This is a genomic window from Pseudomonas lijiangensis, from assembly GCF_018968705.1.
Classification (GTDB): domain Bacteria; phylum Pseudomonadota; class Gammaproteobacteria; order Pseudomonadales; family Pseudomonadaceae; genus Aquipseudomonas; species Aquipseudomonas lijiangensis.
The window spans coordinates 4835645-4856008 of sequence record NZ_CP076668.1 but is presented as its reverse complement, the minus strand read 5'-3'; the positions used below and the strand labels follow the sequence as shown (position 1 = coordinate 4856008).

Here is a 20364-nt window from a genome sequence, read left to right as displayed (position 1 = left end):
GTAAGTTGCTCCTCAGAAGCCTTCAGGTGTGCGTGTGTGCCAGTCAGTGACTTGCTGATACTGATGGGCCACATTCAACAGACGGCCTTCCTGGAAATACGGTGCAAGCAATTGAACACCCACCGGCAGGCCGTCGACGAAGCCGGCAGGCATGGACAGGCCTGGCAGACCCGCGAGGTTGGCGGTGATGGTGTAGAAGTCTTCCAGATACGCAGACACCGGATCGTTGTTCTTGGCGCCGATTTTCCAGGCCGGGTTTGGCGTGGTCGGGCCGAGAATCACGTCGACTTCGGCGAAGGCGTTCATGAAGTCGTTCTTGATCAGGCGACGAATCTTCTGCGCTTGCAGGTAATAGGCGTCGTAGTAGCCAGCCGACAGGGCGTAGGCACCGACCATGATGCGGCGCTGTACTTCAGGGCCGAAGCCTTCTGCGCGGGAGCGCTTGTACAGGTCGGTCAGGTCTTTTGGCTCTTCGCAGCGATAGCCGAAGCGTACGCCGTCGAAGCGCGACAGGTTGGACGAGGCTTCAGCTGGCGCGATGACGTAGTACGCAGGAATCGCGTGCTGGTTGTTCGGCAGGCTGATTTCCTTGACGATTGCGCCGAGCTTTTCCAGCTCCTTGACGCTTTCGTGCACCAGTTGTGCGATGCGCGGGTCGAGACCGGCGCTGAAGTATTCCTTCGGCAGACCGATGCGCAGGCCCTTGATCGAGGTGTTGAGGCTGGCGGCGTAATCCGGCACAGGCTCATCGATGCTGGTGGAGTCCTGTGGATCGAAACCGGCCATGCCTTGCAGCAGCAGGGCGCAGTCTTCGGCGGTGCGGGCCATCGGGCCTGCCTGATCGAGGCTGGACGCGTAGGCGATCATGCCCCAGCGGGAAACGCGACCGTAAGTCGGTTTCAGGCCGGTCAGGTTGGTCAGTGCGGCCGGTTGGCGAATCGAGCCACCGGTGTCGGTGCCGGTGGCCGCAGGCAGCAGGCGTGCTGCAACGGCAGCCGCTGAACCGCCGGACGAACCACCGGGAACGTGCTCCAGAGCCCAGGGGTTTTTCACTGCGCCGTAGTAGCTGGACTCGTTGGCCGAACCCATGGCGAATTCGTCCATGTTGGTCTTGCCAAGGGTCACGGTGCCCGCGGCCGCCAGTCGGGCAACCACTGTTGCGTCATACGGAGCCTTGAAGTTGTCGAGCATGCGCGAGGCGCAACTGGTGCGGATGCCCTGGGTGCAGAACAGGTCCTTGTGCGCCAGAGGTGCGCCCAGCAGCGCGCCGTTCTCACCGGCAGCGCGACGTGCGTCGGCAGCCTGGGCCTGAGTGATCGCCAGGTCTTCGGTGAGGGTAATGAAGCTGTTGAGCTGAGGGTCGAGCTGCGCGATGCGCGCCAGCAGGACACGGGTCAGTTCTTCGGAAGAAAACTTTTTATCGGCGAGTCCGCGGGCGATCTCGGCCAGAGTCATTTGATGCATGCAGGCTCTTTCCCTTACTCGATGACTTTCGGAACCAGATAAAGCCCGTCCTGGACCGCTGGTGCGATGGCTTGGTAAGTGTCGCGACGATTGTGCTCTGTAACGGCGTCTTCGCGCAGGCGCTGGGAAGCTTCCAGCGGGTGAGCCAGAGGTTCGATGCCTGTGGTATCGACCGCTTGCATCTGATCGACCAGCCCAAGAATGCTGTTAAGTGCTTCGGTAGTACGCGGGATATCGGCGTCATCCAGGCCCAGTCGGGCCAGATGGGCGATCTTTTCCACGTCGGAGCGTTCAAGCGCCATGGGGTATCTCCAGTGGAATGCCGGCGAATCGGTCTGCCAGCAAATTGCGGAACACCACCGCATTTATGCGGTCTTAAAGCCGCTAATGTCGCGGGGTGTGTTCAGAAAACCGCCAATTTAACATATTGGCTCCTTGCCCAAAATCCCTGTCGTTGTTAGAGTTTGCCGCACTTTTTTACCCACGCGTTCCCTAGGGTCCCATATCCCATGTTCAAGAAACTGCGTGGCATGTTTTCCAGTGATCTTTCCATCGACCTGGGCACTGCCAACACCCTTATTTACGTGCGTGAGCGCGGTATCGTTCTGAATGAACCTTCTGTAGTTGCAATTCGTACTCATGGCAACCAGAAGAGTGTCGTGGCTGTCGGTACAGAAGCCAAACGTATGCTGGGCCGTACTCCAGGCAACATCGCAGCCATTCGTCCAATGAAAGACGGCGTCATCGCCGATTTCAGCGTGTGCGAAAAGATGCTGCAGTATTTCATCAACAAGGTTCACGAAAACAGCTTTCTGCAGCCCAGCCCTCGTGTGCTGATCTGCGTGCCGTGCAAATCCACTCAGGTCGAGCGTCGCGCCATTCGCGAATCGGCTCTGGGCGCCGGTGCCCGTGAAGTATTCCTGATCGAAGAGCCAATGGCCGCTGCCATCGGTGCCGGTCTGCCGGTCGAAGAAGCCCGTGGTTCGATGGTCGTCGATATCGGTGGTGGTACCACTGAAATCGCTCTGATCTCGCTCAACGGCGTGGTCTATGCCGAATCCGTACGTGTCGGCGGCGACCGCTTCGACGAAGCGATCATCACTTATGTGCGTCGCAACTACGGCAGCCTGATCGGTGAATCCACCGCAGAGCGCATCAAGCAGGAAATCGGCACAGCCTATCCGGGCGGCGAAGTTCGTGAAGTCGACGTGCGCGGCCGTAACCTGGCCGAAGGCGTTCCACGTGCCTTCACCCTCAACTCCAATGAAGTGCTCGAAGCCCTTCAGGAGTCTCTGGCGACTATCGTTCAGGCCGTCAAGAGTGCTCTGGAGCAATCTCCGCCGGAGCTGGCTTCCGATATCGCCGAGCGCGGTCTGGTGCTGACCGGTGGTGGCGCATTGCTGCGTGACCTGGACAAGCTGCTGGCCCAGGAAACCGGTCTGCCGGTCATCGTCGCCGAAGACCCGCTGACCTGTGTGGCGCGTGGTGGTGGCCGTGCGCTGGAAATGATGGATAAGCACACCATGGATCTGCTCTCCAGCGAGTAATTCGCCGGGGCGCTGTTCATAGGGTCTTTTGTATGCAGGTAGCGCTTGTGCTACCTGTATGCGTTAGGCTGACGCCGAAACAAGGTGCCTATTTCTTCCATCTGTCCAGGCCGGTTCATACCCCATGAATAACAGCCAATTGAAGCTTGATCCTTTGATCGCATGCCCGGGAGGAGCGGCCTATTAAACCGCTTTTCGCAAAAGGCCCATCGCTGGGCGTACGTCTTCTGGTACTGGTCGTGCTGTCGGTCGCGTTGATGGTGGTGGACGCACGCTTCACGATCCTCAAGCCCGTGCGCAGCCAGATGTCGCTGGTATTGATGCAGACCTACTGGATCGTCGATCTGCCGCAGCGCATGTTTCAGGGCGTTGCCAGCCAGTTCGGCAGTCGTACCGAGCTGATCGCCGAAAATGAGAAACTCAAGACCGAAACCCTGCTCCTGCAAGGTCGCCTGCAAAAGCTGGCGGCACTGACCGAGCAGAACGTTCGCCTGCGCGAGTTGCTCAACTCCTCGGCACTGGTCAACGAGAAGGTCGAAGTCGCCGAGCTGATCGGCATGGACCCGAACCCCTTCACCCATCGCATCATCATCAACAAGGGCGAGCGCGATGGCGTTGTCCTGGGCCAGCCGGTGCTCGATGCCCGTGGCCTGATGGGGCAGGTGGTCGAACTGATGCCCTACACCTCGCGTGTCCTGTTGCTGACGGACACCACTCACAGCATTCCCGTACAGGTCAACCGCAATGGCCTGCGCGCCATTGCCAGCGGCACCGGCAACCCGGAGCGTCTGGAATTGCGGCATGTGGCGGATACCGCTGACATCAAGGAAGGCGATCTGCTGGTCAGTTCCGGTCTTGGTCAGCGCTTCCCGGCGGGTTATCCGGTAGCAACCGTCAAGGAAGTCATTCATGACTCCGGGCAGCCGTTTGCCATTGTGCGCGCCGTTCCCACTGCTGCCTTGAACCGCAGCCGCTATCTGCTGCTGGTGTTCTCCGATGGCCGTTCGCCGGAAGAGCGCGCTGCCGATGCGGCCCAGGCTCAGGAGTCCATCGATAAAGGCCTTGAGCCGACTGTCGCGCCAACGATTCCACCGCTGTCACCGGCTTTCCCGATGGTGCCGATGCCAACGGTTCCATCGTTCCCGACCAGCACCACTCACGCCAGACCGGCTGCCCAGGGTACTTCGGCTCCGGCTGCAACCCCGGCTCCGGCAACCCAGCAAGCCCCGGCGCGGCCTGCTGCAAGACCTGCCATGTCACAGCCTCCGGCGTCTGTACCTTCCAACTCTCGGGAGCGAATCGATGGTTAGTCATGTTTCCGGGCGCAATGGCTGGGTTGTCTGGCTCACCTTCGCCATCGGCCTGTTGCTGAGCATTTCGCCACTGCCGCAGTTCATGGAAATCTTTCGTCCGCTGTGGCTGGCGTTGCTTCTGAGTTTCTGGGTGCTGGCCCTGCCGCATAAAGTCGGCATGACCACGGCCTGGCTGCTGGGCTTGATGGAAGACGTGCTATACGGCAACTATCTGGGCCAGAACGCGCTGATCCTGACGTTGATCGCCTTCCTGGTCATGTCCTTGCAGCAGCGTCTGCGCATGTTCCCCATGTGGCAGCAATGTCTGGTGCTGCTGGTGGTCTTTGGTCTGGCGCAGCTCGTGCAGCTGTGGATCAGCGCCTTGAACGGCAATCGACAGCCAACGCTGGCGCTCGTGCTGCCCGCACTGGTCAGCGCCTTGTTGTGGCCATGGGTGAGTTATGGTCTGCGTGGGTTGAGCAAGCGTTTGAAAATCAACTAAGCGCAGCGTGAGCGCAGGACTGCGTCGTGCTGCGCTTATCGTCACAGACACGGAGATGTCCTTATGCCCTTGCTCTATCTGGCCTCTGGCTCACCGCGCCGGCGTGAACTGCTCACTCAGATCGGTGTGCCTTTCACTGCGCTGAGTGCGCAAATCGACGAAACCCCTCTGAATGATGAAGCACCAACCGCCTATGTCGAGCGTCTGGCGCGTGGCAAGGCCGCGGCCGGTCTGGCCTTGCTGGGCGATGAAGACGCTTGCGTGCTGGGTGCCGATACCGCTGTGGTGCTTGACGGTCGCATTCTGGGCAAGCCGGTGGATCAGGCCGATGCACTGGCAATGCTGGCTGCGCTGTCCGGGCGTGAACATCAGGTGCTGACTGCCATTGCGCTGGTCGATCGCCAGCGCAGCGAGGCTCGCATCGTGACCAGCCGCGTGCGCTTTCGCTCTATCGAACCCCATGAAGCCCGTACCTACTGGGCCAGCGGCGAGCCGCAGGACAAGGCGGGCAGTTATGCTGTTCAAGGCCTTGCAGCGATTTTCGTCGAAGAGCTGCATGGCAGCTATTCTGGAGTCGTTGGGCTACCTCTGTGCGAAACCGCAGAACTGCTGGGCAGTTTCGGCATACCCTGTTGGCAATGCCTGGAAGGTGAGAAGCCATGAGTGAAGAGATTCTGATCAATATCACCCCGATGGAGTCGCGGGTGGCAGTGGTGGAAAACGGTGTCCTGCAGGAGGTCCATGTCGAGCGGACCCAGCGTCGCGGCATCGTCGGCAATATCTACAAAGGCAAGGTGGTGCGTGTGCTGCCCGGCATGCAGGCCGCATTCATCGATATCGGTCTGGATCGCGCAGCCTTCATTCATGCGTCGGAAATCTCCATGCGTGAAGGGCCGGCAGTGGAAACCATCAGCTCTCTGGTCCATGAAGGCCAGAGCCTGGTCGTGCAGGTCACCAAGGACCCGATTGGCAGCAAGGGCGCACGCCTGACCACGCAACTGTCGATTCCGTCGCGCTATCTGGTGTACATGCCGCGCACGGCTCACGTGGGCATTTCCCTGAAGATCGAGGACGAAGGCGAGCGCGAGCGACTCAAGAAGGTCGTCAGCGATTGCGTGGCACTGGAAGGTATCAAGGAAGCAGGCGGTTTTATCCTGCGTACCGCCGCCGAAGGTGCGGGCGCCGACGAAATCCTCATGGACATCCGCTATTTGCGCAGGCTGTGGGACCAGATCGGCGAGCAGATCAAGACCATCAGCCCGCCCAACGTGATCTACGAGGATCTTGGCCTGGCGCTGCGCACACTGCGCGATCTGGTCAGCCCGCGTATCGAGAAGATCCGTATCGACTCCCGGGAAACCTTCCAGAAAACCACGCAGTTCGTGGCCGAGCTGATGCCGGAAATCGCCGACCGTCTGGAACATTATCCCGGTGAGCGTCCGATCTTTGATCTGTACGGCGTGGAAGACGAAATCCAGAAGGCGCTGGAGCGCAAGGTGCCGCTCAAGTCGGGTGGCTATCTGGTGGTCGACCCTGCCGAGGCCATGAGCACCATCGACGTCAACACCGGCGCGTTCGTCGGCCATCGCAATCTGGAAGAAACCATCTTCAAGACCAACCTGGAGGCCGCGACGGCCATTGCGCGGCAACTGCGTCTGCGCAATCTGGGCGGCATCATCATCATCGACTTCATCGATATGGAGGATGGCGAACACCAGCGTCAGGTCCTGCGCACCCTGGAGAAACAGCTGGAGCGCGATCACGCCAAGACCAACATCATCGGTATCACCGAGCTTGGTCTGGTGCAGATGACCCGCAAGCGCACCCGTGAAAGTCTGGAGCAAGTGCTGTGCGAGCCCTGCCACTGCTGTCAGGGGCGCGGCAAGCTCAAGACCCCGGAAACCATCTGTTACGAGATTTTCCGCGAGATCCTGCGCGAGGCCCGGGCCTATCAGGCGGTGGGCTATCGGGTACTGGCCAACCAGCGCGTGGTGGACCGACTGCTCGATGAAGAGTCGGGCAATGTGGCGGAACTGGAGAGCTTTATCGGACGCACCATTCGTTTTCAGGTAGAAACCATGTATTCACAGGAACAATATGACGTGGTGCTGCTCTGAAGTTGCTCGTGTCGTGAAAGCCTGATGCCCACGACGACGAGCCGTATGCCCTTATAACGAGAATGATGCGTGGTAAATGAGCAAAACCTGTACCGGGCCGCACCTGCAGTATTGAGCCAGGTTCACTTCAGCAACGCTGAATGCCGGGCTTTATTGCGGAGGGCTCTCTGAATGGAGCGTCTGTCCCGTTTCTTTTCCGCCCTGACTCGCTGGGGGCTGGGTCTTTGCGCGCTGGCGCTGATTCTGGCTGCCTTGTATGTAAGTCTCGGGCGTCAGTTGATGCCCATGGTCGCCGAGTACCGGGTCGATGTGGAGACTCGTGCCAGTGCAGCCCTTGGCATGCCGTTGAGCATCGGCAGTCTGGAAGGAAGCTGGAGCGGTTTTTCTCCGGTGCTGGTTGCCCATGATGTGATGGTGGGCGAGGGCTCCAGTGCCTTGCGTCTCGATCAGGTCACGGTGTTGCCCGATATCCCGGGCAGCCTGAAAGCCCGTGACGTGCGTATTGCCCATCTTGAGGTCGGCGGTCTGCAGGTCATTCTCAAGCAGGACAAGGACGGAGCCTGGGCAGTCCAGGGCCTGCCCGTACAGGACGACGCCCCTCTCGATCCCGAGAAGCTGCTCAACCAGATGCAGATCGTGTCGCGCCTGTCGCTGCTCGACAGCCAGGTGACGTTGCAGCCTTTCGACGAATCGCCGCTGACCCTTACCTATGTCAACTTCACTCTGCTCACCGGCAGCTATCATCAGCGCCTCGATGCGCGCATGACCCTTCCTGACGGCCAGCCGCTGAGCCTGAACCTGCGCTCGCGAATCCAGGCCAGCCAGTGGAAGGACGGCGAAGCCGATCTGTACCTGAGCCTGCCCCAGAGCGACTGGGCCAAGTGGCTGCCGAAGGCTCTCACCCGTGAATGGAAGGTTTCCACCCTCAAGACCGGTGGCGAGTTCTGGCTGAGCTGGGGCAAGGGGACTGTTCAAAGCGGTGTCGCACGCCTCAATGCACCCCAGATCAAGACAGGCTATGCCGAGCGCAAGCCCGCCGTCATCGACAATCTGGCCCTCAATGCCTGGTTTCAGCGCAGCGATACAGGTTTTGACCTGACGCTGGATTCTCTGGCCATGAGTCTGGGCAAGGATCGCTGGGAAAGCCGTTTGAAGCTGACCCAGACAGCTGCCACCGATGGTCAGGAAGAACTCTGGCATGTGCAGGCCGACAGGCTGGACCTGACACCGGTCACGCCGCTGCTCGATTCCGTCGCGCCGTTGCCGGAAGGTTTTCGCACGGCGCTCAACAATCTCAAGGCCACCGGTGGCTTGCGCAATGTGCTGCTCGATTACCGGCCTCAGGCGGTGGGCGACAAGCGTCTGAGCTTTGCTGCCAATCTGGACAAGGTGGGTTTCAATGCCTATCACGGCGCTCCGGCAGCCGGAAACGTCAGTGGCGCCATCAGCGGTGATCTGGGGCAGGGCGAACTGCGTCTGGCCACCGATGACTTCATGCTGCACCTGGACCCGATCTTCAAGAACCCCTGGCATTACCTGAAAGCCAACGCACGCCTGACCTGGAAGCTGGACGATCAGGGTTTCACCCTCATCGCACCGTATATCAAGGTGTTGGGGCAAGAGGGCAAGATTGCAGCCGACTTCCTGATCCGTCTGCATTTCAACCACGATCAGGAAGACTACATGGACCTGCGGGTCGGCATGGTCGATGGCGACGGCCGCTATACCGGCAAGTACCTGCCCGCCGTGCTGAGCCCGGAGCTGGACAAGTGGTTGCGCACGGCGGTAGTGGGCGGTGCGGTCAATCAGGGTTATTTCCAGTATCAGGGTTCGCTGAACCATGGCTCGCCGGATACGGCCCGGGTCATCAGCCTGTTTTTCGATGTGCATGACGCCACTCTGGACTTCCAGCCGGGCTGGCCATCGCTCAAGGGCGTCGATGGTCAGGTCTATGTGGAAAACAGCGGCGTGAGGGTCAAGGCCAGTAAAGGGCAATTGCTCAATACCCAGGTCAGCAAAGTCATGGTGAACATTCCCCATGTCCCGGCCGGGCAGCCGAGTCATCTGCTGGTGGATGGCGAGTTTGCCGGCACTGTGGCCGACGGTATGAAGATTCTCCAGGAAGCGCCCATCGGCACCGGCAAGACCTTTGCGGGCTGGCAGGGCGAAGGGCCGCTCAAGGGCAAGCTGAAGCTGGATATCCCGCTGGCCAAGGGAGTTGAGCCCAAGGTCGCGGTGGATTTCAGTACTGAAGGCGCACGCCTGAAGATTGCCGATCCGGTGCTGGAGCTTACCCAGCTCAAAGGCGATTTCCGCTTCGACAGTGCCAAGGGTGTAAGCGGCAAGGGGATTCGTGCCCAGGTGTTTGATCGCCCGGTGACGGCCGAAGTCTTTGCCGAAGGCAAACCTGGCGCCAACGTGACGCGTGTCGCTGGCAGCGGGCAGGTGGCACTGAAAAAACTCACCGAATGGCTGGGCATCACCCAGCCGTTGCCGGTCTCGGGCGACTTGCCTTATCAACTGCAACTGACCCTCAACGAGGGCGACAGCTCGTTGCTCATCAATTCCGGGCTCAAGGGCGTGACGGTCGATCTGCCGGCACCGTTCGGCAAGGCCGCCGAAGAAGAGCGTGACAGTGAGTTTCACATGACGCTGCAGGGAGCCGAGCGGCGCTTCGATGCAGCTTATGGCGGGTTGGCGAATCTGGCTTTTGCCACCCCGGCTGGCAAGCTTGCCGAAGGGCGTGGTGAGCTGTTTCTGGGGCAGGGTAAGGCTGTGATTCCCGATGCCAAGGGCTTGCGCATACGCGGCAACCTGTCGGAACTGGATGTGGCGCCCTGGCAAGCCATTGCACAGCGCTATTCGGGTAACGATCCTGGCGGCAGCGCCAAACAGTTGCTCAGTGGCGTGGACCTGCAGGTCGGCAAGCTGACGGCAATGGGCACGACTCTGGATCAGGCCCGTGTACAGTTGCAGCGTAATCCCGCTGCCTGGGCGCTTTCTCTGGACAGCGCTCTGGTCAAGGGCTCGGCCACGTTGCCCGACAGCAAATCCGTGCCCATTGGCATCGATCTGCTTTATGTGCGCCTGCCGGCTCCTGATCCAAACGCCGCCGTGGTCGAAAATCCGCCTGATCCACTGGCCGATGTTGATCCAAGCAAGATTCCCGCGACGGATATCAGGGTTGCCCAGTTGTTCCAGGGTGATCAATTGCTGGGGAGCTGGGCCTTGAAGATCAGGCCTTCGGCGACTGGCATTCGCCTGTCCGACATGAACCTTGAGCTCAAGGGCATGCTGCTCAAGGGCGAAGGCAGTTGGGAAGGCGCGCCCGGCACGAGCAGCAGTTGGTTCAAGGGTCAGATCAGCGGCAACAATCTGGCTGACGTCCTCAAGGCCTGGGGTTTTGCGCCCACGGTCACCAGCGAAAGTTTCGAGATGGACGCCGATGGCCGCTGGCCGGGCTCGCCTGCCTGGGTCGGGCTCAAGCGTTTCTCCGGTAGCCTGGACGCCACATTGCGTCAGGGCCAGTTCGTTGAAGTGGAAGGCGGCGCTCAGGCCTTGCGCGTCTTCGGTTTGCTGAACTTCAACTCCATTGGCCGTCGTCTGCGCCTGGACTTCTCCGACCTGCTGGGCAAGGGCCTGAGTTACGATCGGGTCAAAGGCTTGCTGGTGGCCAGTGACGGTGTGTACGTCACGCGCAAGCCCATTACCCTGACGGGGCCGTCGAGCAACCTTGAACTCAACGGCACGCTGGACATGGTGCGTGACCGGGTCGATGCCAAGCTGCTGGTGACCTTGCCGGTGACCAACAACCTGCCGATTGCCGCGCTGATTGTCGGTGCTCCGGCCATTGGTGGTGCGCTGTTTCTGGTGGACAAGTTGCTGGGCGATCGCGTTGCGCGTTTTGCCAGCGTGCAGTACAAGGTCGAAGGGCCATGGAAAGAACCGAAGATCACGTTCGACAAGCCTTTTGAAAAACCTCAATAGCGCGTCATGGAGTACAGTGGCGGCAGGCCATTTAAGGGAAGTGTCATGTCTTTTGCCGTGATTCAGATGGTCAGCCAGAGCGACGTGCAGGGCAATCTTGCCCAGGCCCGCAGGCTGTTGGAGCAAGCTGCCGAAAACGGGGCGCGCCTTGCGGTGTTGCCCGAGAACTTTGCCGCCATGGGGCGTCGTGACGTTGCCGATATCGGCCGCGCCGAGGCCCGTGGACAAGGCCCGATCCTGCCATGGTTGAAACTGGCTGCCCGTGACCTCAAGTTATGGATTGTCGCTGGTACATTGCCACTGCCGCCCGATGACCAGCCCGAGGGCAAGGTCACGGCCTGTTCGTTGCTGGTGGACGAGCAGGGCGAGCAGGTGGCCCGCTATGACAAGCTGCACTTGTTCGATGTCGACGTCGCGGACAATCGCGGTCGCTATCGTGAGTCCGATGACTATGCTCATGGGAATAACGTGGTGGTTGCCGACACCCCTGTGGGCCGTTTGGGCCTGAGTGTCTGTTACGACCTGCGCTTCCCGGAGCTTTACACCGCCCTGCGCGAAGCCGGGGCTGAATTGATTACCGCGCCGTCGGCCTTCACGGCAGTGACCGGCGCGGCGCATTGGGACGTCCTGATCAGGGCGCGTGCCATCGAAACCCAGTGTTATCTGCTGGCGGCCGCCCAGGGTGGGACTCATCCGGGGCCTCGGGAAACTTACGGGCACGCGGCAATTGTCGATCCATGGGGTCGTGTGCTGAGTCTGCAGGAACAGGGTGAAGCCGTGCTGCTGGCTGAACGGGACAATGAAGAACAGGCGTCCATACGGGCGCGGATGCCGGTGTCCAGTCACCGGCGCTTTTTTTCGCAGGACGCCGTGCGGCCTGCTTCGGAGTGAATATGAGTGGCTTGTCCTCTGTCAGCGAACATCTTCTGGCGCCCGGTGGCTTGACTCTGGACAGCCTGCAATCGGTTCTGGGCGAGCTGGCCGGCCCGGGAATCGATGCGGCTGACCTCTACTTTCAGGGGATGATTTCTGAGTCCTGGTCTCTTGAGGACGGCATCGTCAAGGAAGGCAGTTTCAACCTTGACCAGGGTGTCGGCGTGCGTGCGCAGTCGGGTGAGAAAACCGGTTTCGCCTACAGCAACGCGATCACTCTGGAGGCCTTGAACACGGCGGCCCGCGCCGCTCGCTCGATTTCCCGTGCAGGCCAGAATGGCCGGGTCCAGGCATTCACTTCTCAGGATGTGGCCCGGTTGTATGCGCCGGATAACCCGCTGGAAGTGCTGACCCGTGCCGAAAAGGTCGAACTGCTCAAGAGAGTCGATGTTGCCACCCGCGCTCTGGATCCGCGTATCCAGAAGGTGTCGGTGAGCATGTCCGGCGTCTGGGAGCAGGTTCTGGTGGCTGCCGCCGATGGCACGCTCGCCTCCGATGTGCGGCCGCTGGTGCGTTTCAATGTCAGCGTCATTGTCGAGCAGAACGGTCGTCGCGAGCGCGGCGGTCATGGCGGCGGCGGACGCACCGACTACCGTTATTTCCTCGCTGAAGACCGCGCCATGGGCTATGCCCGCGAGGCGCTGCGTCAGGCACTGGTCAACCTTGAAGCGATTCCGGCTCCGGCGGGCACCTTGCCTGTAGTGCTGGGTTCCGGTTGGTCCGGCGTACTGCTGCACGAGGCGGTCGGGCATGGCCTGGAAGGCGACTTCAACCGCAAGGGCAGTTCAGCCTACAGCGGACGGATTGGCGAAAAGGTCGCCTCCAGCCTTTGCACCATCGTCGATGATGGAACCCTGGCCGAGCGCCGCGGTTCGCTGAGCGTGGACGACGAAGGCACGCCGACCGAATGCACGACCCTGATCGAGAACGGCATTCTCAAGGGCTACATGCAGGACAAGCTCAATGCTCGTCTGATGGGCGTCGCCCGCACGGGCAACGGTCGTCGCGAATCCTATGCCCACCTGCCGATGCCGCGCATGACCAACACCTACATGCTGGGCGGCGAGAGTGATCCACAGGAAATCATCGCTTCGGTGAAGAAAGGTATTTATTGCGCCAACCTGGGCGGTGGTCAGGTCGACATCACCAGCGGCAAGTTCGTGTTTTCCACCAGCGAAGCCTACCTGATCGAGGACGGCAAGATCACCGCTCCGGTCAAGGGCGCGACCCTGATCGGCAACGGGCCGGAAGCCATGAGCCGAGTGTCGATGGTCGGCAACGACATGTCCCTCGACAGCGGTGTGGGCGTGTGTGGCAAGGATGGCCAGTCAGTACCGGTGGGTGTTGGTCAGCCGACTCTGAAGATCGATGCAATCACGGTCGGTGGCACTGGCGGGTGAGGGTGTGACGGGGCTGACCGCTTGCGATCAGCCCCAGGGTCTTGATCAACGCAGACCGCGTTGAATCTCGTCCAGATCACGGATGTATTTGAAGATTTTGCGGCTGGTGGCCGGCGGTTTGTTGCGTGCAACTTCGTGTTGAGCCTGACGGATCAATGAGCGCAGTTGCTGGCGGTCAGCATCCGGGTAGTCGATGACGAACTTTTCCAGGTCGTCGTCGTTGCCCGAGATCAAGCGATCACGCCAGCGCTCCAGAGCGTGGAAGCGTTCGTTGTACTGGCGAGTGGAGGCATCGAGTTGGTCCAGCAATTCCAGAATGGCTTCCTGGTCCTGATCGCGCATCAGCTTGCCGATGAACTGGATGTGGCGCTTGCGGGCAATGTGCGCGGTGTGCTTTGGCGCATCCGCCAGAGCCTTGCGCAAGGCGTCGGTCAGAGGCAGCTTGGCCAGTACATCGGGTTTGAATGTCGTCAGTCGCTCGCCAAGATCAACCAGAGCATGCAGCTCGCGTTTTACTTGGCTTTTGCTTTTCTCCCCGTCGAGGGAGTCGTCGTAAGAATCAACCATGGGGGCCGTCCGCAAATAAACGCCGCCATGATAACCAGTCGAGGGCCGCTTGTCCGGTCCGGTCGGTATTCGGCGTGTGCCGAAAGCAGAATTTGATGGAGAAAATCATGAGTGCAACCCAAAGCGTCGGCCCTCAGGCCTTGCCCGAACTGCAGGAACAGGTCGAGCAGATCATTGCCGAAGCCCGGCGCCAGGGCGCCAGTGCCTGTGAAGTTGCCGTGTCGCTGGAGCAGGGGCTGTCGACATCCGTTCGTCAGCGCGAAGTGGAAACCGTAGAGTTCAACCGCGACCAGGGGTTTGGTATCACCTTGTACCTGGGACAGCGCAAAGGCTCGGCCAGCACCTCGGCCAGTGGCGCAGACGCGATTCGCGAAACCGTTGCTGCGGCATTGGCCATCGCCAAACATACCTCCGAGGACGAAAGCTCCGGTCTGGCTGATGCCGCGCTGATGGCCAGGGAGAACAAGGATTTCGATCTGTTCCATGCCTGGGACATCACTCCCGAGCAGGCTATTGAACAGGCCCTGATCTGCGAAGCCGCCGCGTTCGACGCCGACAGCCGTATCAAGAATGCCGATGGCACCACGCTCAATACCCATCAGGGTTGCCGGGTCTATGGCAACAGCAATGGTTTCGTCGGTGGTTACGCTTCGACACGTCACAGCCTCAGTTGCGTGATGATCGCCGAAGGTGAAGGCCAGATGCAGCGTGATTACTGGTACGACGTCAACCGTATCGGCACTCTGCTGGCAGATCCCCAGAGCATTGGTCGCAAGGCCGCGCAACGTGCCGCCAGTCGTCTGGGCGCGCGTCCGGTTCCGACCTGCGAGGTTCCGGTGCTGTTCTCGGCCGAGATGGCGGGCGGACTGTTCGGCAGCCTGTTGTCGGCCATTGCCGGCGGCAACCTGTACCGCAAGTCTTCCTTCCTGGAAGGCACTCTGGGTGAGCGGCTGTTCCCCGAGTGGCTGACCATCGATGAGCGTCCGCACCTGATGCGCGCCATGGGTAGTTCCGCTTTCGATGGCGATGGCCTGGCGACTTACGCCAAGCCATTCGTGGAAAACGGCACGCTGGTCTCCTACATCCTGAGCACCTATTCAGGCCGCAAACTGGGTCTGCCCAGCACGGCGAACGCCGGTGGCGTGCACAACCTGTTCGTCACTCATGGAAGCGAAGATCAGGCTGCACTGATCCGTCGCATGGGGCGCGGCCTGTTGGTCACCGAATTGATGGGCAGTGGCCTGAACATCGTGACCGGTGATTATTCCCGTGGCGCGGCGGGTTTCTGGGTCGAGAATGGCGAGATCCAGTTCCCGGTTCAGGAAGTGACCATTGCCGGCAATATGCGTGAAATGTTCAAGCAGATTGTCGCGATTGGCAGCGATCTTGAACTGCGCAGCAACATTCGCACAGGCTCGGTGCTGATCGAGCGCATGACTGTCGCGGGTAGCTAAACCCCTCTTCGCGAATGAATTCGCTCCCACATCCGTAGGAGCGAATTCATTCGCGAAAATCCTCTCCCAAACACTTCCTTCCGTCCCCCTCTTTAAGCTCACGCCAACTCCAGACTTGTTTTGATTCTTAATCTCATTCAATAATGAATATCATTTCCGAAATGAGATGCGGTCATGGGGTCTGTGTTACACGAGCTGCCTTACCTGGAAAACTGGCGCGGTCTGAGTCTGCGGATTCGCTGTGCCCTTGAGCCTGATGAACCGCGCCTCATCGATCATTACCTGGCCGAAGGGCGCTATCTGGCGCGTTTCACGGCTACGCCACAGATGCTTATCGCCGAAACCACTTTCCGCCTGCTGATGGACACCGCACGCGACACGGTCTTGCCGTGGCACTGGCGCTGCCTGTGTCTGGATCAGGCCTGGCGGCCGTTGCGCGACGTCAAGGCGCTGGCTTCCACACCCGCACGACAGCAACGCTGGGCAGCCTGCGCGCATCAACTGGCGTCCTGCGTTTTGCAGCCTTCGATTTCTCTCACTGAACTGGTGCAAGGACATTCCGATGAGTAATACCCGTATCGAACGCGACAGCATGGGTGAACTGCAAGTCCCGGCCGAGGCCTTGTATGGCGCACAGACTCAGCGTGCGGTGGATAACTTCCCGATCAGCCAGCAGCGCATGCCGAGGCAGTTCATTCGTGCCCTGTTACTGGCCAAGGCGGCCGCAGCCCAGGCGAACCTTGAGCTGGAGCAGATCAGCGAAGGGCAGAGCAAAGCCATCGTCAGCGCCGTGAAAGAGCTGCTGGCCGGTGATTTCATGACTCACTTCCCGGTGGATATCTACCAGACGGGGTCCGGCACCAGCACCAACATGAACGCCAACGAGGTGATTGCCACTCTGGCGACCCGCGTGCTGGGCGAAACGGTTAACGCGAACGATCATGTCAACTGTGGTCAGAGCAGCAACGACATCATTCCGACCACTATCCACGTCAGTGCTGCTCTGGCCTTGCATGAGCAACTGCTGCCGGCCCTGAATCATCTGGTTCAGGTCACCGAGCACAAGGCCGTGCAGGTTCACGCCTTCGTCAAGACCGGCCGGACCCACTTGATGGATGCCATGCCGGTTCGTCTGAGCCAGGTCCTCAATGGCTGGGCGCAGCAGATTCGCGCCAACATCGAGCACCTGCAAGGTCTGCAGCCAAGCCTGCAGGCCCTCGCTCAAGGCGGTACTGCCGTGGGCACCGGCATCAACGCGCATCCTGAATTCGCAAAGCGTTTCAGCACGCACCTGAGCGCGTTGAGTGGCGTGCAGTTCGAGCCCGGAAAGGATCTTTTCGCCCTGATCGGTTCCCAGGACACCGCCGTGGCGGTTTCCGGGCAGCTCAAGGCAACAGCCGTTTCCCTGATGAAAATCGCCAATGACCTGCGCTGGATGAACTCCGGCCCGCTGGCCGGGTTGGGCGAGATCGAGCTGCAAGCCTTGCAGCCGGGCTCCTCGATCATGCCGGGCAAGGTCAACCCTGTGATTCCCGAGGCGACGGCCATGGTTGCTGCGCAGGTCATCGGCAACGATGCGGCGATTACCGTGGCAGGGCAGTCCGGCAACTTCGAGCTGAACGTGATGCTGCCGATCATCGCCCAGAATCTGCTCAGTAGTATCGAATTACTGGCCAACTCCAGTCGTCTGCTGGCGGACAAGGCGATAGCCAGCTTCAAGGTCAACGAAGCCAAGCTCAAGGAAGCGCTGTCGCGTAATCCGATCCTGGTGACGGCGCTCAATCCGATCATCGGCTACCAGAAGGCTGCCGAAATCGCCAAGAAGGCTTACCAGCAAGGACGTCCGATCATCGATGTCGCCCTTGAACACACCGATTTGCAGCGCAGTCAGCTGGAAGTGCTGCTCAATCCCGAAAAACTCACTGCTGGCGGCATCTGATTCAAGCCCGCCTGGAGGTATGTCATGCAGCATTGGAAACGCACCATCGAACTGGCCAATCGCTGTTTCAATCAGGGGGAGTGGGTCGAGGCCCGCGAACTCTACCTTCAGGCGCTGGCTCTGGCTCAAGTGCTGTTTGAGCGCTGGCCGGATGCCGATGAAGCGGTGGCGGCCTGCGTCATTTCCCACCACAACCTGGCTGATCTTCACCTGAGCCTGGGGCAGCCGGAGGAGAGCGCCGAGTACCTGTGTGCGATCCATCAGCACCTGTTGCAGACCATGCAGGATCCGCGTCTGCCCAAGGCCCTGCGCGAAGCCGCGTTGCGCCACAGCAACAAGACCTATGCCGAACTGTTGGGCTTCATCGGCGAGCACGGCGAATACCCAAGAACGCATCGGTTGCTGAACAGCAACAACGAGCATACGCGCTCATCGTTGCAGCGAGATTCCGCCGCCACTCCTGGCCTTTTCTACGGAGCACATTGAAATGCCTTATACCTTGCCTGCACTGCCTTACGCCTACGATGCCCTGGAACCGCACATCGATGCGCAGACCATGGAAATCCACTACACCAAACACCATCAGACCTACATCAACAACCTCAACGCCGCTGTCGAGGGCACCGAGTTCGCTGAGTGGCCCATCGAGAAACTGGTGGCCAGCGTCCAGCAATTGCCTGAAAAACTGCGCCCGGCGGTGATCAATCAAGGTGGCGGCCATGCCAACCACTCCCTGTTCTGGACCGTCATGGTTCCTGGCGGCGGTGGTCTGCCTGAAGGTGAGGTTGCCAAGGCCATCGACGAGCAACTGGGTGGTTTCGACAGCTTCAAGGAGGCTTTCACCAAGGCTGCCCTGACCCGTTTCGGCAGCGGCTGGGCCTGGCTGAGCGTGACGCCCGAGAAAAAACTCGTGGTGGAAAGCAGCGGTAACCAGGACAGCCCGTTGATGAGCGGCAACACGCCGATCCTCGGTCTGGACGTCTGGGAACACGCTTACTACCTGCTTTACCAGAACCGTCGTCCCGAATACATCAACGCGTTCTACAACGTGGTCAACTGGGATGAGGTATCCCGGCGCTACCAGGCCGCTGTGGCCTGATTCTCCAATAAAGACCTAAGGCAGTTTATGCGTTCGGAAATACTTACAGTCAGCAGCGTGCGGTTGTTTCGTCTGGCGATCGGGACAGTTCTGCTGTTGGCCGGCATGGCATTGCTGGGCGCACAAGGGCTGGCTTGGCTCAATCTTGAGCCACGCCTGATGCGGGCGCTGGAAGGCGGCGCGATCTGTGCTCTGGGCACGGCATTGGGGGCGGTTCCGGTACTGGTGATCCGCAACATGCCGATCATGGTGTCTGATGGACTGCTCGGCTTCGGTGCTGGTGTCATGCTGGCAGCGACGGCGTTTTCCCTGATTGTGCCGGGGCTTGAAGCTGCCGAAGGTCTTGGTTTTTCTGCCTGGGGCGCGGGTGGCCTGATCAGCGCAGGCATCGTGCTGGGTGCCTTGTGCCTGTTCATGGTGGATTACAGTGTCTCCAGAGGTTCGCCGCTGGGTGGCACGCCCGGACATCCGGCGATTGCCCCGCGAATCTGGCTGTTCGTGATTGCCATCGTGGCTCACAACATCCCGGAAGGCATGGCGATTGGTGTTTCGGCCGGTGGTGGCCTGTCGGAGGCCGATAGCCTGGCCATCGGCATTGCCTTGCAGGACGTGCCTGAAGGGCTGGTGATCGCCATGGTGCTGGCCGGTGCTGGAATGTCTCGGGGCAAGGCGTTTCTGATTGGCGCGGCTTCCGGCCTTGTCGAACCGCTTTTTGCCTTGCTCGGCGCCTGGCTGGTAGGTATTGCCGAACAACTGCTGCCATTCGGCCTGGCTTTGGCAGCAGGTGCGATGCTGCTGGTCGTGACCCACGAGATCATCCCGGAATCGCGCCTGAACGGGCACAACAAAGTTGCCAGCCTGGGGCTGGTTGCCGGGTTTTGTCTGATGATGGTGATGGATACGGCGTTGGTTTGAGGGCTCTCGTAAAATTATTGTGTATCGTGTGTATTCGGCTTTGACGGAGTCGCTATGCGTGTGTATCGTACACAACATAAGGCATGGTGAGGGAGCAGATGCGAAGTCGTGATTTGATTGAAATGATTGAGGCGGATGGATGGTTTGAAGTGGCGGTGAAAGGAAGCCATCATCAGTTCAAACATCCAACCAAAAAAGGGCGGGTGACTGTTCCACACCCCAAGTCTGAAATAGCTAAAGGAACGCTACATAACATATTGAAAAGCGCCGGCCTCAAATGAGTTCGGAGTGACCACCGAATGCCCGTCAGGGTGTCGGTAAAGTGGTACTGGGCGACTGAGCGGCCTCAAGGGCCTCTCAAACCTACAGTTACTGCTCTCAAGGGCTCTGTGTAGCGAGCGCTTTAATTCTCAAGGGAGAATTACGTTAATGAAATTTCCAGTCGTAATACATAAAGACGCCGACTCTGATTTTAGTGTGACTGTCCCCGATGTGCCTGGATGCTTCTCGGCCGGTGCCACTTTCTCGCAAGCGCTTGAAAATGTACACGAAGCACTGGCGCTGCATCTGGAGGGGCTCGTAGCTGATGATGAGGTTTTACCTCAGGCGCAGGAAGTAGACGCGCACCTCGGTAATCCGGACTACGCAGATGGCATATGGGCTTTGGTCGACTTCGACTTGACCCCTTATCTGGGGAAGTCGGTGAGGTTTAACGCCTCTCTGCCGGAACATCTTCTGAACAGGATCGATGAACGAGTTCAGAAGGATCACCGCTACGCTTCGCGATCAGGCTTTTTGGCAACTGCGGCGTTGAGAGAGTTGTGTGCCTGATTGAGCAGGGCGCCATCGGCGCCCTTTCTTTTCAAATCCTTACTCGCCTTCATCGAACTTGTTGTTGATCAGTTCGACCAGCCCGTCCAGGGCATCCTGCTCGCCTTCGCCTTCGGTCAGCAGGTGAATGTCCGTGCCTTTGCCGGCAGCCAGCATCATCACGGCCATGATACTTTTGCCGTCGACCATGCTTTCCGGTGAGCGGCCAACCCTGATCTGGCAAGGAAACTTGCCTGCGACGCCAACGAACTTGGCGGCTGCGCGGGCATGCAGGCCCAGTTTGTTGATGATGGTGATTTGACGAGCGGGCATCGCAG

20 protein-coding genes are annotated in these 20364 nt (G+C 59.9%); 16 read left to right on the top strand and 4 right to left on the bottom strand.

All coding sequences use genetic code 11. From position 1 onward, the window contains the following. Positions 1-12: 12 nt before the first annotated feature. Both gatA and gatC read right to left on the bottom strand, forming a co-directional pair. Entirely contained in the window at positions 13-1464 is a 1452-nt protein-coding gene (gene gatA, locus KQP88_RS20345; protein ID WP_216704019.1) for an Asp-tRNA(Asn)/Glu-tRNA(Gln) amidotransferase subunit GatA, read from the bottom strand. Between the two features lie 14 nt (positions 1465-1478). Continuing rightward, on the bottom strand, positions 1479-1766 hold the full coding sequence (gatC, locus tag KQP88_RS20340; RefSeq protein WP_025261797.1) for an Asp-tRNA(Asn)/Glu-tRNA(Gln) amidotransferase subunit GatC: 288 nt from the start codon (positions 1764-1766) through the stop codon (positions 1479-1481). Positions 1767-1973: 207 nt separating this feature from the next. On the opposite strand from gatC, the gene mreB reads away from it, so the two are divergent. The 8 genes from mreB (at position 1974) to tldD (ending at position 13242) form a co-directional block, all read left to right on the top strand. Further along, positions 1974-3011 carry a rod shape-determining protein MreB gene (mreB, locus tag KQP88_RS20335; protein WP_002555108.1) on the top strand — a complete coding sequence of 346 codons (1038 nt, stop codon included), beginning with the start codon at positions 1974-1976 and terminating at the stop codon, positions 3009-3011. A gap of 227 nt (positions 3012-3238) precedes the next feature. Next, entirely contained in the window at positions 3239-4321 is a 1083-nt protein-coding gene (mreC, locus tag KQP88_RS20330) for a rod shape-determining protein MreC (protein WP_407681842.1), read from the top strand. After that, complete coding sequence (mreD, locus tag KQP88_RS20325) at positions 4314-4805, top strand: rod shape-determining protein MreD (RefSeq protein WP_198723660.1); 492 nt, start codon at positions 4314-4316, stop codon at positions 4803-4805. The genes mreC and mreD overlap by 8 nt, the downstream gene beginning before the upstream one ends. A 63-nt stretch (positions 4806-4868) precedes the next feature. Further along, on the top strand, positions 4869-5468 hold the full coding sequence (locus tag KQP88_RS20320) for a Maf family protein (RefSeq protein WP_198723661.1): 600 nt from the start codon (positions 4869-4871) through the stop codon (positions 5466-5468). Continuing rightward, a complete protein-coding gene (gene rng, locus KQP88_RS20315; RefSeq protein WP_025261793.1) occupies positions 5465-6922 on the top strand; it encodes a ribonuclease G in 1458 nt (485 codons plus the stop codon). The genes KQP88_RS20320 and rng overlap by 4 nt, the downstream gene beginning before the upstream one ends. A gap of 171 nt (positions 6923-7093) precedes the next feature. Next, the gene (locus tag KQP88_RS20310; RefSeq protein WP_216704018.1) at positions 7094-10909 is read left to right on the top strand and encodes a YhdP family protein; all 3816 of its coding nucleotides are present in this window, start codon (positions 7094-7096) and stop codon (positions 10907-10909) included. A 45-nt stretch (positions 10910-10954) separates the two neighbouring features. Further along, positions 10955-11800, top strand: a complete 846-nt coding sequence (locus KQP88_RS20305; protein WP_216704017.1) for a carbon-nitrogen hydrolase family protein — start codon at positions 10955-10957, stop codon at positions 11798-11800. Positions 11801-11802: 2 nt separating this feature from the next. Then, entirely contained in the window at positions 11803-13242 is a 1440-nt protein-coding gene (tldD, locus tag KQP88_RS20300) for a metalloprotease TldD (protein WP_200994632.1), read from the top strand. 45 nt (positions 13243-13287) lie between these two features. Here tldD and yjgA read toward each other — a convergent pair whose 3' ends face one another. Beyond that, positions 13288-13809, bottom strand: a complete 522-nt coding sequence (yjgA, locus tag KQP88_RS20295; RefSeq protein WP_025261789.1) for a ribosome biogenesis factor YjgA — start codon at positions 13807-13809, stop codon at positions 13288-13290. A gap of 107 nt (positions 13810-13916) precedes the next feature. On the opposite strand from yjgA, the gene pmbA reads away from it, so the two are divergent. From pmbA to KQP88_RS20255, 8 genes are all read left to right on the top strand, one after another. After that, complete coding sequence (gene pmbA, locus KQP88_RS20290; RefSeq protein ID WP_200994631.1) at positions 13917-15263, top strand: metalloprotease PmbA; 1347 nt, start codon at positions 13917-13919, stop codon at positions 15261-15263. Positions 15264-15437: 174 nt separating this feature from the next. Then, on the top strand, positions 15438-15833 hold the full coding sequence (locus tag KQP88_RS20285) for a FagA protein (RefSeq protein ID WP_200994630.1): 396 nt from the start codon (positions 15438-15440) through the stop codon (positions 15831-15833). Then, on the top strand, positions 15826-17202 hold the full coding sequence (locus tag KQP88_RS20280) for a class II fumarate hydratase (protein ID WP_216704016.1): 1377 nt from the start codon (positions 15826-15828) through the stop codon (positions 17200-17202). The genes KQP88_RS20285 and KQP88_RS20280 overlap by 8 nt, the downstream gene beginning before the upstream one ends. 24 nt (positions 17203-17226) lie before the next feature. Then, the gene (locus KQP88_RS20275) at positions 17227-17688 is read left to right on the top strand and encodes a tetratricopeptide repeat protein (RefSeq protein ID WP_198723671.1); all 462 of its coding nucleotides are present in this window, start codon (positions 17227-17229) and stop codon (positions 17686-17688) included. Between the two features lies 1 nt (position 17689). Further along, positions 17690-18301: a superoxide dismutase gene (locus KQP88_RS20270; protein WP_216704015.1), complete on the top strand. Its 612-nt coding sequence runs from the start codon at positions 17690-17692 to the stop codon at positions 18299-18301. A 27-nt stretch (positions 18302-18328) separates the two neighbouring features. After that, positions 18329-19216 carry a ZIP family metal transporter gene (locus tag KQP88_RS20265; protein WP_216704014.1) on the top strand — a complete coding sequence of 296 codons (888 nt, stop codon included), beginning with the start codon at positions 18329-18331 and terminating at the stop codon, positions 19214-19216. Between the two features lie 98 nt (positions 19217-19314). Next, complete coding sequence (locus tag KQP88_RS20260; RefSeq protein ID WP_200994626.1) at positions 19315-19497, top strand: type II toxin-antitoxin system HicA family toxin; 183 nt, start codon at positions 19315-19317, stop codon at positions 19495-19497. A 148-nt stretch (positions 19498-19645) separates the two neighbouring features. After that, positions 19646-20047, top strand: a complete 402-nt coding sequence (locus KQP88_RS20255; protein ID WP_200994625.1) for a type II toxin-antitoxin system HicB family antitoxin — start codon at positions 19646-19648, stop codon at positions 20045-20047. A gap of 39 nt (positions 20048-20086) precedes the next feature. Here KQP88_RS20255 and KQP88_RS20250 read toward each other — a convergent pair whose 3' ends face one another. After that, entirely contained in the window at positions 20087-20359 is a 273-nt protein-coding gene (locus tag KQP88_RS20250; RefSeq protein WP_025261782.1) for an HPr family phosphocarrier protein, read from the bottom strand. Positions 20360-20364 lie beyond the last annotated feature (5 nt).

Excerpts from the sequence above, each read along its gene's own strand:
- gatA (WP_216704019.1), bottom strand. The coding sequence starts at position 1,464 with ATGCATCAAATGACTCTGGCCGAGATCGCCCGCGGACTCGCCGATAAA.
- gatC (WP_025261797.1), bottom strand. The coding sequence starts at position 1,766 with ATGGCGCTTGAACGCTCCGACGTGGAAAAGATCGCCCATCTGGCCCGA.
- mreB (WP_002555108.1), top strand. The coding sequence starts at position 1,974 with ATGTTCAAGAAACTGCGTGGCATGTTTTCCAGTGATCTTTCCATCGAC.
- mreD (WP_198723660.1), top strand. The coding sequence starts at position 4,314 with ATGGTTAGTCATGTTTCCGGGCGCAATGGCTGGGTTGTCTGGCTCACC.
- KQP88_RS20320 (WP_198723661.1), top strand. The coding sequence starts at position 4,869 with ATGCCCTTGCTCTATCTGGCCTCTGGCTCACCGCGCCGGCGTGAACTG.
- rng (WP_025261793.1), top strand. The coding sequence starts at position 5,465 with ATGAGTGAAGAGATTCTGATCAATATCACCCCGATGGAGTCGCGGGTG.
- KQP88_RS20310 (WP_216704018.1), top strand. The coding sequence starts at position 7,094 with ATGGAGCGTCTGTCCCGTTTCTTTTCCGCCCTGACTCGCTGGGGGCTG.
- KQP88_RS20305 (WP_216704017.1), top strand. The coding sequence starts at position 10,955 with ATGTCTTTTGCCGTGATTCAGATGGTCAGCCAGAGCGACGTGCAGGGC.
- tldD (WP_200994632.1), top strand. The coding sequence starts at position 11,803 with ATGAGTGGCTTGTCCTCTGTCAGCGAACATCTTCTGGCGCCCGGTGGC.
- yjgA (WP_025261789.1), bottom strand. The coding sequence starts at position 13,809 with ATGGTTGATTCTTACGACGACTCCCTCGACGGGGAGAAAAGCAAAAGC.
- pmbA (WP_200994631.1), top strand. The coding sequence starts at position 13,917 with ATGAGTGCAACCCAAAGCGTCGGCCCTCAGGCCTTGCCCGAACTGCAG.
- KQP88_RS20285 (WP_200994630.1), top strand. The coding sequence starts at position 15,438 with ATGGGGTCTGTGTTACACGAGCTGCCTTACCTGGAAAACTGGCGCGGT.
- KQP88_RS20280 (WP_216704016.1), top strand. The coding sequence starts at position 15,826 with ATGAGTAATACCCGTATCGAACGCGACAGCATGGGTGAACTGCAAGTC.
- KQP88_RS20275 (WP_198723671.1), top strand. The coding sequence starts at position 17,227 with ATGCAGCATTGGAAACGCACCATCGAACTGGCCAATCGCTGTTTCAAT.
- KQP88_RS20270 (WP_216704015.1), top strand. The coding sequence starts at position 17,690 with ATGCCTTATACCTTGCCTGCACTGCCTTACGCCTACGATGCCCTGGAA.
- KQP88_RS20265 (WP_216704014.1), top strand. The coding sequence starts at position 18,329 with ATGCGTTCGGAAATACTTACAGTCAGCAGCGTGCGGTTGTTTCGTCTG.
- KQP88_RS20260 (WP_200994626.1), top strand. The coding sequence starts at position 19,315 with ATGCGAAGTCGTGATTTGATTGAAATGATTGAGGCGGATGGATGGTTT.
- KQP88_RS20255 (WP_200994625.1), top strand. The coding sequence starts at position 19,646 with ATGAAATTTCCAGTCGTAATACATAAAGACGCCGACTCTGATTTTAGT.
- KQP88_RS20250 (WP_025261782.1), bottom strand. The coding sequence starts at position 20,359 with ATGCCCGCTCGTCAAATCACCATCATCAACAAACTGGGCCTGCATGCC.